Origin of the sequence: Salinactinospora qingdaonensis (genome assembly GCF_039539445.1) — a bacterium.
Taxonomy (GTDB): Bacteria; Actinomycetota; Actinomycetes; order Streptosporangiales; family Streptosporangiaceae; genus Salinactinospora; species Salinactinospora qingdaonensis.
Window position 1 is genome coordinate 65602 of sequence record NZ_BAABDD010000005.1, and the last position, 14641, is coordinate 80242.

General features: G+C 69.6%; 10 protein-coding genes and 1 riboswitch. Of the genes, 5 read left to right on the forward strand and 5 right to left on the reverse strand.

Annotated features, from left to right (window positions below; genetic code table 11):
* Nucleotides 1–497 precede the first annotated feature (497 nt).
* Complete coding sequence (locus ABD848_RS07025) at nt 498–1148, forward strand: HD domain-containing protein (RefSeq protein WP_344968652.1); 651 nt, start codon at nt 498–500, stop codon at nt 1146–1148.
* A 43-nt stretch (nt 1149–1191) separates the two neighbouring features.
* Here ABD848_RS07025 and ABD848_RS07030 read toward each other — a convergent pair whose 3' ends face one another.
* From ABD848_RS07030 to ABD848_RS07040, 3 genes are all read right to left on the reverse strand, one after another.
* Entirely contained in the window at nt 1192–2757 is a 1566-nt protein-coding gene (locus ABD848_RS07030) for a fluoroquinolone export ABC transporter permease subunit (RefSeq protein WP_344968654.1), read from the reverse strand.
* Complete coding sequence (locus ABD848_RS07035) at nt 2754–3617, reverse strand: ABC transporter ATP-binding protein (protein ID WP_344968656.1); 864 nt, start codon at nt 3615–3617, stop codon at nt 2754–2756. The genes ABD848_RS07030 and ABD848_RS07035 overlap by 4 nt, the downstream gene beginning before the upstream one ends.
* A gap of 61 nt (nt 3618–3678) precedes the next feature.
* On the reverse strand, nt 3679–4263 hold the full coding sequence (locus tag ABD848_RS07040; RefSeq protein WP_344968658.1) for a TetR/AcrR family transcriptional regulator: 585 nt from the start codon (nt 4261–4263) through the stop codon (nt 3679–3681).
* Nucleotides 4264–4885: 622 nt separating this feature from the next.
* On the opposite strand from ABD848_RS07040, the gene ABD848_RS07045 reads away from it, so the two are divergent.
* The 4 genes from ABD848_RS07045 (at nt 4886) to ABD848_RS07060 (ending at nt 10968) form a co-directional block, all read left to right on the forward strand.
* Nucleotides 4886–5887: a hypothetical protein gene (locus ABD848_RS07045; RefSeq protein ID WP_344968660.1), complete on the forward strand. Its 1002-nt coding sequence runs from the start codon at nt 4886–4888 to the stop codon at nt 5885–5887.
* A 708-nt stretch (nt 5888–6595) separates the two neighbouring features.
* Entirely contained in the window at nt 6596–8341 is a 1746-nt protein-coding gene (locus ABD848_RS07050) for an ABC-ATPase domain-containing protein (RefSeq protein WP_344968662.1), read from the forward strand.
* Nucleotides 8342–8903: 562 nt separating this feature from the next.
* Complete coding sequence (locus ABD848_RS07055; protein WP_344968664.1) at nt 8904–9821, forward strand: proteasome assembly chaperone family protein; 918 nt, start codon at nt 8904–8906, stop codon at nt 9819–9821.
* A gap of 7 nt (nt 9822–9828) precedes the next feature.
* A complete protein-coding gene (locus ABD848_RS07060; protein WP_344968666.1) occupies nt 9829–10968 on the forward strand; it encodes a quinone-dependent dihydroorotate dehydrogenase in 1140 nt (379 codons plus the stop codon).
* On the opposite strand, the gene ABD848_RS07065 is transcribed toward ABD848_RS07060, so the two are convergent.
* Nucleotides 10960–11577: a DUF6461 domain-containing protein gene (locus tag ABD848_RS07065; RefSeq protein WP_344968668.1), complete on the reverse strand. Its 618-nt coding sequence runs from the start codon at nt 11575–11577 to the stop codon at nt 10960–10962. The two genes, ABD848_RS07060 and ABD848_RS07065, sit on opposite strands and share 9 nt — an antisense overlap.
* A 633-nt stretch (nt 11578–12210) precedes the next feature.
* Nucleotides 12211–13755, reverse strand: a complete 1545-nt coding sequence (locus tag ABD848_RS07070; RefSeq protein WP_344968670.1) for a polysaccharide deacetylase family protein — start codon at nt 13753–13755, stop codon at nt 12211–12213.
* A gap of 473 nt (nt 13756–14228) precedes the next feature.
* Nucleotides 14229–14458, forward strand: a riboswitch (cobalamin riboswitch).
* Nucleotides 14459–14641 lie beyond the last annotated feature (183 nt).

Consider the following 14641-nt stretch of genomic DNA (forward strand, 5'->3'; position numbering starts at 1 on the left):
GCACGGCGCCCGCTGTACGACCTTCGTCGAGGCGGCACGGCACTCGCCCGCATCGGTGCGGGCGTCGCCGCTGCCCGACGGTGGGCGCGGGCAGCGCGGTGCAGTGGTGTTCGTGGCCGTCCCAGCCTGTCAAGCGCCGCGCGCTCGGGAAAGGACCTCGGGCGGCAGCGCGCCCCGCGCCGTTTTCCCGCCCGCCCAGCCGGCCTTCGCAGCCGCCCTGGCACTGCGGGCGCGCGGGGACACGCTGGTCACAATCGGGGGACGTCGGGGCGCGGCGTCGCTGTCGGTGCCTCCGGGTATCGTGGCTGCGTTTGCCGTAACCACGGTGCCGTTCACGTGGTGACCATCCATACCTGCGACCGGTTGAATAACGCAGTGGCCGCATCTGGCCGCAAAGCGTGGCTCGTGGGGCGGATCACGGTTACCGGCGGTGGGTAACGGCCGCATGGGGAGGCGTGCACGGGCACGGTTGAGGCGATATGAAAGGGATCGCTGAGATGTCGCGAATCGGGCCGGATCTGGCCGCGCGGTGGCGCGAACTCGCCGGCAACGGGATCGAGGCCTCGACAGTCGAGGCCGAACTGCTGGCCCGCTGGACCCAGCCGCACCGTCGCTACCATACCTTGGGCCACTTGCACGCGGTTCTCACCGCCGTCGACGAACTCGCCCCCGAAGCCACCGACATTGCCACGGTGCGCTACGCCGCCTGGTTCCACGATGTGGTCTACGAGGGCAACCCCGGTGTCGACGAGGAGTTGAGCGCGCGGTTGGCCCAGTGCCTGCTGCCCGGTTGCGGGCTGACCGCCCAGCGTGCCGCTGCGGTGGCCGCGCTCGTGCGTGTCACAGCCGGGCATCGGCCCGCTGCCGGGGACCGCGACGCCCAAGTGCTGTGCGACGCTGATCTCGCCGTGTTGGGCTCGGCCCCCGGCCACTACGGCGCCTACGCCGCCGCGGTGCGTCAGGAGTACGGCGACCTCTCCGAGGCCGATTTCCGCAGCGGGCGGGCGCGTCTGCTGCGGAGCCTGCTCAGCCGCTCCTGGCTGTTCCACACCGCCCCGGCGCGGTCGTGGTGGGAGGAGCAGGCCCGCGCCAACATGGCCGGCGAACTCGCCGTTTTGGCACAAGCCCCCGCGCGTGCGGTCGGTTGAGCCTGGGATGGGGTTACCGGTGGCGCCGGCTTCCGCTCGCTCCTCACCTCGACTGTCGGCGGGGCACCCCCAGCCAGGCCGGGAACGCCCACCCAAGGATGGTCAGCGTTCCCAGCAGCCCCGCCAGCGGTGCCGTGGCCAAGCCATAGCTCGGCACCGCCGCCACCGGCCAAAACGGGGGCAGGACGGCCAGCAGCCACACCCAGGGCGCGGGCAGCCACCACACCAAAAGCGGGAGCAGCGTCAAGGCGGCACCGACGATCTTGACCGTGACCAAGCCCTGCACCTTGCCCGAAGCCAGCGCCACGGCCAGCAGCACCAGGAGGGGGGCCTGCGCCGCGGCCAGCAGCAGGGCCACCACCAGACCGGCGGACCAGGGGCCGGCCAGCCCCGACAGCGGGAGGGCCACCGCCAGGCCGGCCACGGTGACGCCGAGCACCCCTAGTAGGCGGTAGGCCAGGTAGTGCGACAGTGAGAACGGGGACACGCGCAGCACGAGCAGCGTGCGGTCGTCGACGTCCTCCATAGCGCGCATAGCGCCGATAGCGCCAGTCATCAGCGGCACGTGCAGCACCACCAGCGCCGCCAGGGCCACCGGTCGGTAGGGTGCGAGAACCACCCCGTAGTGCGCGCCGACGAACTCCTCCAGGAGGGGGTAGCCCATGCGCAGGCCGAGCGCCAGCAGCACCGGTGCGATGGGGAGCGCCAGCAGGGTGGGGTCCCGGCCGATACCGCGTAGGTCCACCCGGGCGAACGCCGCCAGGGGCCGTATGGCCGCCGGAGTGCGCGGCCTCCGCTGCCGCCGCTGCGGGGGGCGGGCGACTGTCGCAGGCGGCGCCTGCGCTGAGGGCTTTTCGGTGGTGTCGACTCTCAACCGCGCCGTGGCCAACGCCGACATGGCCACGACGGCGGCCAGCGGGTAGAGCACCGCGGTGGCCAGTCCAAACGACACCCCCTCGGGGCTCAGCCCCACGTGGAGCAGGTCCGCGGCGACTGTGGTGGGCGCCAGGAAGAGCAGGGGTGAGGACACGAGACCGCTCAGGTGGGCCAGGGCCGGCGCCAGCAGCGGCACCAGAACCAGCGGCAGTTGGCCAAAAAGGGCTTGGAACGTCTGTACCCGGATGCCGGCGGCCACCACGGCCCCCAGGAACAGCAGCGCGCTGAGCGCGACCCCCACAAGGGCGGGGAGGACGACTGTGGCCATCGCCGCAGGCCCTTCCAGCCACCGGTCTCGGGTGGACACGGTCACGATGGGCACTGCGGCCACCACCGACAGCACAGTGAGCACGGTCAGCCGGGCGCCGATGTACTCACTCGGCCGCAGCGGCGTCGTCGCCAGCGACTCCCGGCTCCGCTCGACTCGCTCGAACAGAGCCAGCACGACCGCGAACAGCGCCCCGAAACCGGCTGTGTCCACGAACAGCAGCAGCGGCGCCAGCGCCGCGGCGGTGGTGGCGGGAATCGCCAGCAGTACCGTGCTCCACACCAGACTCAGGCCCAGCGCGGCCCCGACCAGGCCATGGCGCAGCTCCAAGCGCACCTCCAGCGCCAGTGCCGCGCCTACCCGCTGGAGGGTGCGCGATGGCGCGTGTGGCAGCGGGGCCGTCACAGTCGCTCCTGGGTGACGGTGGCAAACACCTCGTCCAGGGATGCCTCGCGGGTGTGGATGGTCTCCACCGTGCCTTCGTCGAGTAACTGGGCGAAGGTGGGGTCGCCGGCGAGTCCAGCCATAGGGAACGCGCGCCGCCCCAGTTCTCCCGCGCGGCGGTACTCCACGACCACGCCGCTGTGACCGTGGCGGAGTTTGAAGGCGCGGGGGGTGTCGACGGCGGCGATGCGGCCCTGCGTGACGAAGGCCACCCGGTCGCACAGGTCGTCGGCCGTGGCCATGTCGTGGGTGGTCAGGAACACCGTGCGTCCCTGGCGGGCCTGGTCGTGGATGACTTCGCGCAGGGCTGCGGCGCGCACCGGGTCCTGCCCGGAGGTGGGTTCGTCGAGGAAGAGCAGTTGTGGCTGGTGCACCAGCGCCCGTGCCAGATTGAGGCGCATCTGCATGCCCTTGGACAGTTCGGTCACCCGCCGGTGGGCCGCGTCGGCCAGGTCGACGCGGTGGAGAAGCTCGTCGGGAGAGATCGTTGGGCCGGAGTACAAGGCGGCGAAGGCGGTCAGGTTTTCGCGCGCGGTCAGTTTGGTGAAGTGCGCCGGCAGTTCAAAACCCACCCCGATGTGCTCGTAGTAGCCGGCGCCCCAGGCGCGCAGCGGTCGGCCCAGCACCTCGACGTCGCCCTGGTAACCGCCCAGCAGCCGGGTCAGCACGCGCTGCACCGTGGATTTGCCGGCTCCGCTGGGGCCGAGGAAGCCGAAGATCTCGCCCGGCTCGACGGTGAAGCTCATGTCGTCGACGGCCGGATGTGGGGCGCCGCGGTACCACACCTTCAGGTCCGCGACGTAGATGACAGGGTCATGCACGGTTTGTAGACCGCCCTTCGTCTTCGGGAGGAAACGGGCCGAGGCCGGGGTCGGTCCCGGCTCAGTGGAGTTGGTGCTCCAGCACGGCGAACGCTTCGTCGACGAGCTGGGGAAGTTCGGGGTGCCCGTCGTTTTCCGCCCAGGTCACAACTGCTGTAGTCAGTGCCGATACGGATGCGCCGGCGATCACGCGCAGCCGCAAGGGCGCAGTGGCGCCGGTGGCGTCGGTGTCGTCGAGCGCGCGCTCCAGCAGTCGCTGGGTGGCGTGCAGGTTCTCCCAGAGCCGTGCGCGCAGCGCCGGGGTTTCGAGGAGCAGGCGGGTGCGGGTGAGCAGCGCGTCTTGGTCGGCGGTGTAGACGGCCGTCAATCCTTGCGCGATCGCGGCGCGGACCCGTTCGATGGGGGGTTCCGAGGTGGGTCGCGCCCGCACCAGCTCCTCGATCATCGGGTCGTAGTCATCGCTCAGCACGACGTCCTCCTTGGTGGGGAAATAGCGGAAGAACGTCATGTGCGAGACGCCCGCCTCTTCGGCGATACGGGCCACGGTCGTGGCGTCGTAGCCGTGTTCGAGGAATAGGCGTAGCGCGCTGTGTTGGATTGCCTCTTTGGTTCGAGCGCGCTTGCGCGCCCGCCAGTCCTGTGCCACCGGGCCTCCTGGCGCATGTTCCATGCCCTTTGATGTTAGTAACTAACATGTTGGTTACTAACATCAAAGAGGTCAAGGCTGTGGGGGGGAACGAGAAGAGCCGGGAGGGTCGATTTAAACCGTGACTTGCATCACGTCTCGTGGGTAATAGTCGGAAGGTGCGGCGCGGGCCGGCAATCACACTCTCCGCCGAGCCCCAGGTGTCGTGCGTTGCTTGACGTTTATGTCTGTTGTGTCCGCTTATGTGACTTCTGTGGTTTTACTTCGTTTGTTTTTGCTTTTGGGGATATTCAACGTTAAGGTCCATTGTGATCGGATCGTGATCCGCCCTGGTAAGGGTGGTTACGAAACGATGTCGAGCCCCCGGGTGCCGTGCACCGCCCGGGATGCGTAGACCCCACTCACGCGGCGGCGAGCACACCCAGTGCCGCCACCCCCCAGTACCTCCCCGTACCCCCGGGGGGGAGTCGACCGGCGCCGCGCGCCCCGGTCGCCGCGTTCTCCGCGTCTGGCGAGCCAGCCAGTGCGCCCCCAGGCTCTCCGGGGACGGCCAACGCCGGCCGCCTCCGCGGCCCCTCGTGTGTCTCGCTCGACCCCTCATCGTCGACAGTTCTCCTCTGCTATGACTCCATCGAACGCGGCCGGAGACGACGCCGGCCAGGTACTCCAAAGCGGCGAAGTCAAGGCGTCCTACTTCTGGGACGACGGTTCGGGGATCAACGGCGACACCGGAGCGCCGGCCTCGGGCGAACCCATGCAGCAGGGCCTGTTCGCCAGTCCGAGTTGGCCGTTGGGCACCGAAGGCTACGTCGAATACAACGGCAAGCGCGCCGACTTCTTCATCGGCGACCGCGGGCCCGGCGAGCCCTCGCAGGGCTGCGACGTGCTACTCGATCTCGACGGCAAGACCTTCGCCCAGCTCACGGGCGGCACGTGGAACGACTCCTCCTACGTCGTCGAGGGCGCTGGCGGTCTCGGCCACATCAACGTCACCTACCACATCACCGAATGGGGCGACGGTAACGGCACTGAAGGCGCGCCCCACCCCTTCCGCAACGAGTCCCACAAGTGCGACAACGCCGTCTCCGCAGCGGCTCAGCCCACCCAAAAACCCCAAGAGCACCAAGACGACCAGCAGGCCGCTGCCGAGAAGAAAACCTCCGAAAAGACCGACCCGACCCCCACCGATAGCGAAACTAAGCAGGACAGCCAAGCCCAGCCGGGCGAACAGCAGGCACCGTCGGAATCCGAGGACCAGCAGTCCAAGCAGCCGGATGCCCAGCAAAAGGCCCAGCAGGACGACGCAGCCGACGACGAGGAGGAAGCCAGCGCCGCACCGTCACCGGACGAAGGCTCCACCAGCGCCCCGCCCAGCGCTGACGCCACCACCGCCACCACCGCCACCACCGCCACCACCGGCACCACCACGGCACCGCTGATGACCCCGATAGCCCAAGAGCTGCCGGGGGCCACCGAGGGGCTCGGTCTGCTCCTGCTGCCCGCACTGGCGGCCACCGCCCTCGTGGCCAAGAGCCGACTACGGCTGCCCCGCTCCGGAGGCCGACACCGCAAGCCCTCCCGGCTCGCCAAGCTTCGGGAGAGCCCCACCTTCGCCGCTTCCTGACGCCGGGGATGTTTCTGTGGGGGCGTCAATCCGGGGGCTGGAAGGCACGAGCGCACGAAGAACACCCCCGCGGCCCCACACGCCGGCCGTTCGCGACACCTAGGGCCGCCTACGGGGCCCAGTGCCCAGTCGTGCCCGTCACCGTGACCCTCGCCCCCTGCCAGGACACCCCATGGGGGAGCCGAAGCGTCGACTGCGCCAGCGCCGAGGCTAGCGTGATCGACCCCACCCCACCGCTGTCCCGCAGAAAGATCGAGATCAGATGGCCTGCGGCCGGCAACGTGGCGGTGGTCGGGATGCTCGCGGCGCAGCTTCCCCCCGTTCAGCCGTGGGCGGGCCACGCCCGTCGACCGGCTAACGGCGGCCAAGAAGTGCGGTAGTTTACTCCAGCGGCGCACGGTGTGCCGGTGGCAGGCCGCTCACGCCCACTAACGTCGCCGCTGCCGGCGACCGCCTCCCGACCATTCACTGCGCTGTCGCGCACACCGCCTGTGACCGGCCGAGGACACTGGCGGCCTCGGCCCAGCCCGAACACCGGTGCGGCTCGCCTCTTTAAGGACGGGCAGTTCCGTTCTTGACGCCGCGGGCCACCGGAGCACCGGCCCGTGGCGTACACCAGCGGTGCGTGTGGCCACGTACCATCCGGGCAGAGGGACCGTGCAGCCCGCCGGGCTGCTCAGCCGGCAACCGGATCGGAAGAGGGAGAACATGTCCGCACGCGGCGGAGGCCAGCAGCGTCGCACCGGAGGCAAGCCCGATCGCGGGCGCAGCGGGCCGCCGGTGATCCGCGGCCGGCGCGACGACGCCCGGCTTGCCGACGAGTTGCGCAACATGGACGGCGCCTCCTACGGCCGCTACAAGTCGCTCTCAGGCGATTGGGACTTCGGCGACTTCACGCTGACCATCGAGCGAGTGCAGGCCGACCCCTTCGCGCCGCCCTCGCGCGTGGCGGTGAGCATCCCCGCCGACGTCGCCGGTCTCCCCGACGAAGCGTGGCGTTCCCCCGTGCGCCGCCGCGCCACCGCCGACTACATCATCCGGCGGGCCTACCAGACGCTCAAAGGGTCGCGGTTGCGCATCGACGTCGGCGGCCAGGAGGTTCTGGAGCGTTCCGCCTGCCGCATCGACCGTGGCGCCGTCCGGTTGAGTCTGGGCATCGAACTGCCCGGCCACGGCCGGCGCATCGACGGCCGCACCGCCGAGCGGGAACTGTGTGACCGCGTGCCCGACCTGGTCGACGCGCTGGTCTGGGAGGAACTGGACCCCGACCAGGCCACGACGTTCGCCGACACCGTCGAAGACGCCGTGGCGCTGCGCGAGGCGCTCGGCGGCCTCGACCTGGTGGCCTTCGTCGCCGACGGTGCGGTGCTGCCCCGACGCAGCGGCATCAGCGACCTACCCATGACCGGTGACGTGGTGTCGTTCACCTCACCGGAGAGCATGCGCGTCACCGTCAAACTTCCCCACCGCGGTGAGGTCAGCGGGCTCGGCATCCCCGAGGGGATCACCCTCATCGTCGGGGGTGGTTTCCACGGCAAGTCCACCCTGCTGCACGCGCTGGAGCGCGGCGTTTACGACCACGTGCCCGGCGACGGCCGCGAACTCGTCGTCACCAAGGCCGACGCGGTCAAGATCCGCGCCGAGGAGGGCCGCAGAGTCGAGCGCACCGACGTCAGCGCGTTCGTGCGCAACCTGCCCACTGGAGCCGATACTTCCGACTTCTCCACCGAGAACGCTTCGGGCTCCACCTCCCAAGCCGCCAACATCGCCGAGTCGCTGGAGGCCGGCGCCACCGTGCTCCTGGTCGACGAGGACACCACGGCCACCAACCTCATGATCCGCGACTCGCGTATGCAGCGCCTCGTGCACGGTGACCGCGAGCCCCTGACCCCGTTCGTCGACCTGGTGCGGCCCTTCGCCCGCGAGCACGGCATCTCCACCGTCCTCGTCATGGGCGGCAGCGGCGACTACTTCGACGTCGCCGACCAGGTCATCATGCTCGACGGGTACCGTCCCTACGACGTCACCGAGCGCGCCCGGGAGTTGGCGGCCCAGCGCTCCGACGCCGAGGTGACGCCACCGGTGAACCGCGTTATCGACCCCCGTTCGGTCGACTCCACCGCACGCGGTCGCAGCCGTATCAAACGCCGCGACATGGACGTGCTTACCTTCGGCGAAACCGATATCGACGTGCGTCACCTCACGCAGCTCACCGACCCCAGCCAGATCATCGGCGTGGGCTTGGCGTTGCGGTTGCTGCGCGACGAGGGGCTGCTCGACGGCGAGCGCACCCTCAGCGAAGCGCTCGACGCCCTCGAAGAGCGCCTCGACCGGGAGGGAACCGACCTGCTCGGCCGAGGGCATTCCGGCGATCACGCGCTGCCGCGCCGCTTCGAGATCGCCGCCGCCCTCAACCGGCTCCGCACGCTGCGCGTACGCGCCACCGTCGCCTGAGTTCTGTTTTTCGTACGGCTGGGGTGTGGGAGCTGTGGGGGTGTTCGTCGTCGGCTCGTGCCTCGATCGCTGCGCGATCTCGCCCGCCTGCGGGGCGCTCACTCGCCTGTGCCCACCGCCCGCCCTCGCCGCCCTTTTCAAAAAACAGGACCTAAGGCCGCGGCCTGCGCGGCTGCCTTGGGGCCTGCCACGGGGCGGTCCCCTGAGCCGGCAGGGGTGCCCGCATCGGCGCTGGAGGCGTCGGGCACTCCCCTTGACGGCCGCCGGCCATCGGCGACGATCCTCACCGGGAACCGCTCCCAGCGGGGGCGGTTCCCGATGAGGCCGACCGCGAGCCTTCACCGTGCCGAGCCCGGCGGCGGCCTGTGCGCCGTAGGCCGGTCCTCGCCGTCAGGCACCTCCCGGCGGTGGACACCTGGGGGCGCTTCCGTGCGCACGAGGGCTCGGTATTGTTAAAGACACAGCCCTATGCGGGTGCGACGCCCACCCCCGCGGACGGGGGCCACCGCGCTCCGGCCGCGTTATGCCCACCCAACGGCGTGAGAATGGAGACCTGTCCAAGGTGCGAGATCCCATTGATCTCTACGAGCTTCGTCCTGATCCGCCCGAGCTGGATGCCCCAGTGATGCTCGTCAGTCTCGACGGCTTCATCGACGCCGGAGCGGCGGCTCGCCAAGCGGTCACCACCCTCTTCGAGACCTTCGAAGCCGAGGAGGTCGCGACCTTCGACATCGATCGGCTCTTGGATTACCGCTCCCGCCGTCCCACCATGACCTTCGTCGAGAACCGCTGGGACGACTACACCGCCCCCACTCTTGCCCTCTACCGGATGCGCGACAGTGAGGGCACATCCTTCCTCCTGCTCAGCGGCTTGGAACCCGACCGGGAATGGGAAGCGTTCATCGTCGCCGTGCGCAGTCTTATCGAGCGCTTCTCCGTGCGGCTGACGGTCGGCTTCTACGGCGTGCCCATGGCCGTGCCGCACACCCGCCCCGCCACCGTCACCACCCATGCCACCCGCCCCGAGCTGATCCCGGGGCACACACCCTGGATCGGCCGAATCCAAGTGCCCGGCCACGCCGCTTCCCTGCTGGAATACCGGCTCGGGCAGTCCGGCCACGACGTCGTGGGCTACGCGGTGCACGTCCCCAGCTACCTCGCCCAGTCGGAGTACCCGCACGCCGCGGTCGCCGCGCTGCGCTATGTCGCCGAGCGCACCGGCCTCGTACTGCCCACCGACACGCTACTGGAGCAGGCCCGCGAGACCGACGCCGAAATCGAGCAACAGGTGGCGGCCTCCGAAGAGATCCAGCGCGTCGTACGTAGCCTGGAGCAGCAGTACGACGACTTCATGACGGCCCGCGAGGGGCTCTCCGGCTCGCTGGCCTCCGAGGACGGAGCGGGACTGCCCACAGCCGAGGAACTCGGCGCGGAGCTGGAGCGCTACCTCGCCGAACGCGACCGCGGTTCGGAAGGGTGAACCCAGCGTGCTCTACCAGGCGCTCTTCCACACCGTGCTGCGCCGCGTCGATGCCGAAACCGTGCACCGGCTCAGTTTCGCCGCGCTGCGTGGCCTCAGCGCCGTTCCTGGCGCCGCTGGGGCGGCGCGGCGGGTCACCGGCCCCCGCGACCCAGAACTGCGCGTCAGCGCCTTCGGGCGCGAGTTCCCCAGCCCGTTGGGTCTGGCCGCAGGCTTCGACAAAAACGCCGAGGGCATGCACGGCCTCATGGCCTTGGGCTTTGGCTACGTCGAGATCGGCACTGTGACGGCGCGACCGCAGCCGGGCAACCCCAAGCCGCGCCTGTTCCGGCTAATCGCCGACCGCGCGATCGTGAATCGGATGGGGTTCAACAACGCCGGCTCAGCCGCTGTGGCCCGCCGACTGGCCCGTTACCGCCAGCGCCGCGGTCGCCGGTTCATCGTGGGTGCCAACATCGGCAAAACCAAGGCCGTCCCCGAAACAGCGGCCATCGACGACTACGTTGCCAGCGCCCGCCGCTTCGCCGGGCTCGCCGACTACCTCGTGGTCAACGTGAGCTCTCCCAACACGCCCGGGCTGCGCGATCTCCAGGCCGTCCACCACCTGCGGCCCCTGCTGCGCGCGGTGCGTACGACCCTTGACGAGGCCGGTCACCCCGACCTGGCGCTTCTCGTCAAGATCGCCCCCGACCTCGCCGATGACGACATCGACGCTGTGGCCGACCTCGCCCTCGACCTGGGGCTGCACGGCATCATCGCCACCAACACCACCATTTCCCGCGACGGCCTCGACACGCCTGCCGGCGAGGTCGCCGCCGTCGGTGCCGGCGGCCTGTCCGGCGCTCCGCTCAAGGAACGCTCGCTGGAGGTGCTGACGCGGCTGCGGGCCCGCGTCGGAGACCAGCTCGTTCTCGTCGCGGCCGGCGGGATCGAAACTCCTTACGAGGCGTGGCGGCGCATCCGGGCCGGCGCCACCCTCGTCCAGGGCTACACCGGCCTGATCTACGGCGGTCCCCTATGGCCCCGCCGACTCCATCGCGGGCTGGCCGCTATGGTGCGTGCCGCCGGCTACACCTCGCTGGGCCAGGCCGTTGGCGCCGACGCGCCGCAGCGAACCGGTGCGCCCGCACCCCGTTCCTCAGCCTGACGCCAGCGGCGCCCCGGCGTCGAGTTGGGCCCCCAGCAACGGCCCGGCCAGATGCCCGGGGCGCACCCGTGCCCCCGTAACCCGTTCAGCCAGCGCCAGGACAGCGGCGCCGGGATCTTCGGGGCCGGGGTGGACGCCCTCCGGCTCCAGTCCCACCGCCGACATGTGCGCGTTCAGCGCGTCGGGATCGGTCCCGCGCCGGATCTGGGGGGAGCGAGCGTCGAACAGGGTCCGCAGCACCCCGTCGACGACCCAGCGAAACTCGTAGCGGTGGTCCATGACCACGCGCAGCGAGACCAGTTCTGTGCCCGCCGACAGCGCTCGGTAGCGCTCCGGCCGGCATGCCTGGCAGCCCGTGGGTTCCACGAGCACCGACCAACCGTCGACGTGGAACGCATGGGCGGTCTGCGGCGGCGGATCTTCGCCGCACAGACACGCTTCGACGGCTTCGGCAATGGGCAGGGAGCGCAGCAGTCGCTCCTCGGCGCCCAGTCGGCGAAGCGCCTCGGCTTTGGACACGCCCTTGACGTAGGACATGCAGTACGCCTCGGCGAGATCGGGCTGGGTCTCGTGAAACCAGGCGTAGTCGTGGGGGATCGCAGCCGACATGAACCCGTTCCTTCCGCTCACGGGGGTGTTCGTGCCGCGGGCGACGTCGTCCGTTTCGGCATCGATGCCTGTGCTAGAGGATTCCCGCCAGTGACGGGGCTAAGCGCGGGCTAGTGCAAAATACCGCAGGGGCGGGCGCCCCGACGAGATCTTGTGTGCCTGTATTGTCGCTATTGTCGCTGCGCCGCAGCAGGGGAACCGTCACCCTCGTGGCTGGAGGCTCCCGCGCGGCAGGACGCCGGTATCGATCCGCTAGCCGGCATCGTCGCCTTCACGTCACTGCCAGCACACCACGGGAGCTGAGGATTCCCGCTCGCTCAGCGCCGTCCATTGTAGTTATCGGCTCATGGGTGTGGGTGACGCCTGGCGCCGCTCAACTCAAGCCGTATCCACCCCCATGCTACTGCGGGGCGGTTCCTCGTCGCAGCTTTGGACGGGTTTGGACGGGGGCGACCGCCCTATCTTTGCGGCCACGGTCACCGGTTCGATCGGTGGGTCCAAGGGGCGAGCGGCACCCTTCGCGCGGTGGACTGGCCGCAGCGGCCGGTCCACCGCGCGAAGGCGGTCGTCCGGTTCTTTCGGCAGCGCCTCGGTCGCCGCTCTCTCCCGCCGAGCGGCGCCTGCCCGCTGGTTTTAGTCGCCAGCCTTGAAGTAGCGCTTGCCGGGATCGGTGTCGCCCAGCAGTTCGGAGATGGTGACCATGGTGTAGCCCTGCTGGCTGAGCTGCTCCACGATCGATGGCACCGCGTCGATCGTGGTGGAGTGGATGTCGTGCATCAGGATGATCGCCCCGGGCTTGGCGCGGGAGACCGCGCGGTCGGCGACGATGCCGGCGTCGCGGTCGCGCCAGTCGTTGGTGTCGATGCTCCAGATGATCTGAGCCAGCCCCATGTCCTTGGTGACGCTGGCGACCGTGCCGTTGGTGGCGCCGTAGGGGGGTCGCATCAGTTCCATCGAGTAGCCGGTCTCGCGCCGTACCAGCGCGTTGACCGGGGCTAGTTCCCCACGGATCTGTGCGGTGCTCAGCGTCCTCAGGTCCGGGTGTTTCACGGTGTGGTTGGCCACCTCGTGGCCCTCGGCATACTCGCGGCGCACGATGCGCGCGTGCTCGCGTACCGGTCCGCCGGTGACGAAGAACGTGGCCTTCGCGTCGTACTCGGCCAGCGTGTCCAGCAGGTGGGGCGTGCCACCCCCCGGGCCGTCGTCGAAGGTGAGCGCCACGCACTTCGTGTCGGCGGCCGAGCAGTCGACCTCATCGTCGTTGACCGGCAGCACCCCGGGAACCGCGCCGTAGGTGGTGCCCGAAGGCGAGGGGCTGGCCGGGGGCTCGGAGGGCGTCGAGGAGCCGGCAGCGGACGGGGAGGCCGAGCCGGCGGAACTGTCCGATGGGCTGACCGAAGGGCTCGTGTCCGGAAGGGCGAAGTCGGCGGTGAGCACCTGCGCCTCCTCCTGAGCGCGCTTACCCAACTCCGAGAGCAGGGGAGCGACGTCCTCCGCGCTGATGACCGCGTGTACCCGCCCGGTGTCGACGGGAGCCACCTGGCCCTCGTCGAACTCCACGACGAGTTCCCCCCGCGGGTTGAAGCCGAGCGAGTCGTACAACCGCAGGATGGGGTAGATGCTGGCGGTGTCGACACCTTCCTGGTCCGCCAGTTCCTCCTTGACCAGCTTGTTCAACGTTTCGAGCTGTTTTTGGCCCGCGAGGAGTTCGGTCGCGAAGGCCGGCTGGCCCGATGTGGCGTCGTACCAGTAGGTGGAGTGGGCGGTACGCGGCCCGCGGGAGTCGGTTTCCTCCCGCGTCAGCCGTACCCCGACGATGTCCTCGCCGGTCACGGTGACCTCCCACGACATCGCGATCCGCTCGGCCCCCGGGTTGGCGTCGAGGAAGTCGCTCACCTCACGGTTGGTGCTGCGTTTGAGCTGGTCGGTCAGGGGGGCGGCGTTAGGGATCGCAGGGTAGGCCACATCGATCTGCGCCCCGCCCTTCTCCTCGGTGCGGGTCTTTTCCGCCAAGCCCGTCACCAGGCTGGGGTCGACCACCGTCATCTGGTCAGGGGCGCCGGTCGCCTCGATCTGTTCATCGGCGCTTTGCGTGGTTGAGGACTGCTGCGCGTCCTCGGGCTCGCTTGAGCACGCCGCCAAGACAACGACCGCTGCGGCGGTTGCGGCGAGTCGCATGGTGGGCCTGGGCCGAGGGGCTAGGGCGTGCCGGGCGACGCTTGTCAGCGCAGGGGTGAAAGATTCGCCAGCTTCGCTCAAGGGGCAGACAGTCCTTTGGGGGTCGGGGTGCGGCTGAACCATGTGGGGGTGTGACGGGATGGTGTCCCCGGCCAGGGCGCGTCGCGGCGGTGTGGCAGAGGAACACCGTGGTGAGACAGCTCTTTGCCGTCGCATGGCGCTTTCCTGGCCGCTGTCGCGCCGGCTCTGGGCAGACAGGCCCGACACGGCAGAGGCACGGGGCACGCACGGCGGAGATCGAGCCCCACCATGGATATGACCCGCGGATTATCATATTTGGTTCCGTCTTGGTGCCAGAAGTCTAGCGGGTCGCTACGACCGTGATCAGTGCCTCATCTCCGGATTTTTCGCATGTCAACGACTTTTTATGAGTTCCGCAGGGCCACTCTCGGGACGGAAGCCAACGTGTGCCTATACTCGGCAGCGCGGTTGGTTCACTCCCGGTGCTCGCGCCGTGAGTGTCGCAAGAGGGAACCCGGTGAGAATCCGGGACTGCCCCGCAGCGGTGTGTGGGAACGAACGCCATCACCCAGGCACTGGGCGCCACGACGGCGCTCGGGAAGCCGATGGCCAGTAGGAGGTATGACGTCGGCGTTGTGCCGTGCCCACGAGTCCGAAGACCTGCCACCGCCCGTGGGCGCGACGGCGCGCTCACGGTGTCCACGGCCTTCGAGGGATGGGCTGCGGCGACACTAGGCGGAACAGCAGCAGGCGCATCCGCTGTGCCCGATCGCAGGCCCCCTTTGTCGTGCCGGGACGGCCGTGCAGATCGACGAGGGAGAGATTGCGCCATGCAGATCCGCTCGATCACCCGTATGTGGGGTGA

Excerpts from the sequence above, each read along its gene's own strand:
- ABD848_RS07025 (WP_344968652.1), top strand. The coding sequence starts at position 498 with ATGTCGCGAATCGGGCCGGATCTGGCCGCGCGGTGGCGCGAACTCGCC.
- ABD848_RS07045 (WP_344968660.1), top strand. The coding sequence starts at position 4,886 with ATGACTCCATCGAACGCGGCCGGAGACGACGCCGGCCAGGTACTCCAA.
- ABD848_RS07050 (WP_344968662.1), top strand. The coding sequence starts at position 6,596 with ATGTCCGCACGCGGCGGAGGCCAGCAGCGTCGCACCGGAGGCAAGCCC.
- ABD848_RS07065 (WP_344968668.1), bottom strand. The coding sequence starts at position 11,577 with ATGTCGGCTGCGATCCCCCACGACTACGCCTGGTTTCACGAGACCCAG.
- ABD848_RS07070 (WP_344968670.1), bottom strand. The coding sequence starts at position 13,755 with ATGCGACTCGCCGCAACCGCCGCAGCGGTCGTTGTCTTGGCGGCGTGC.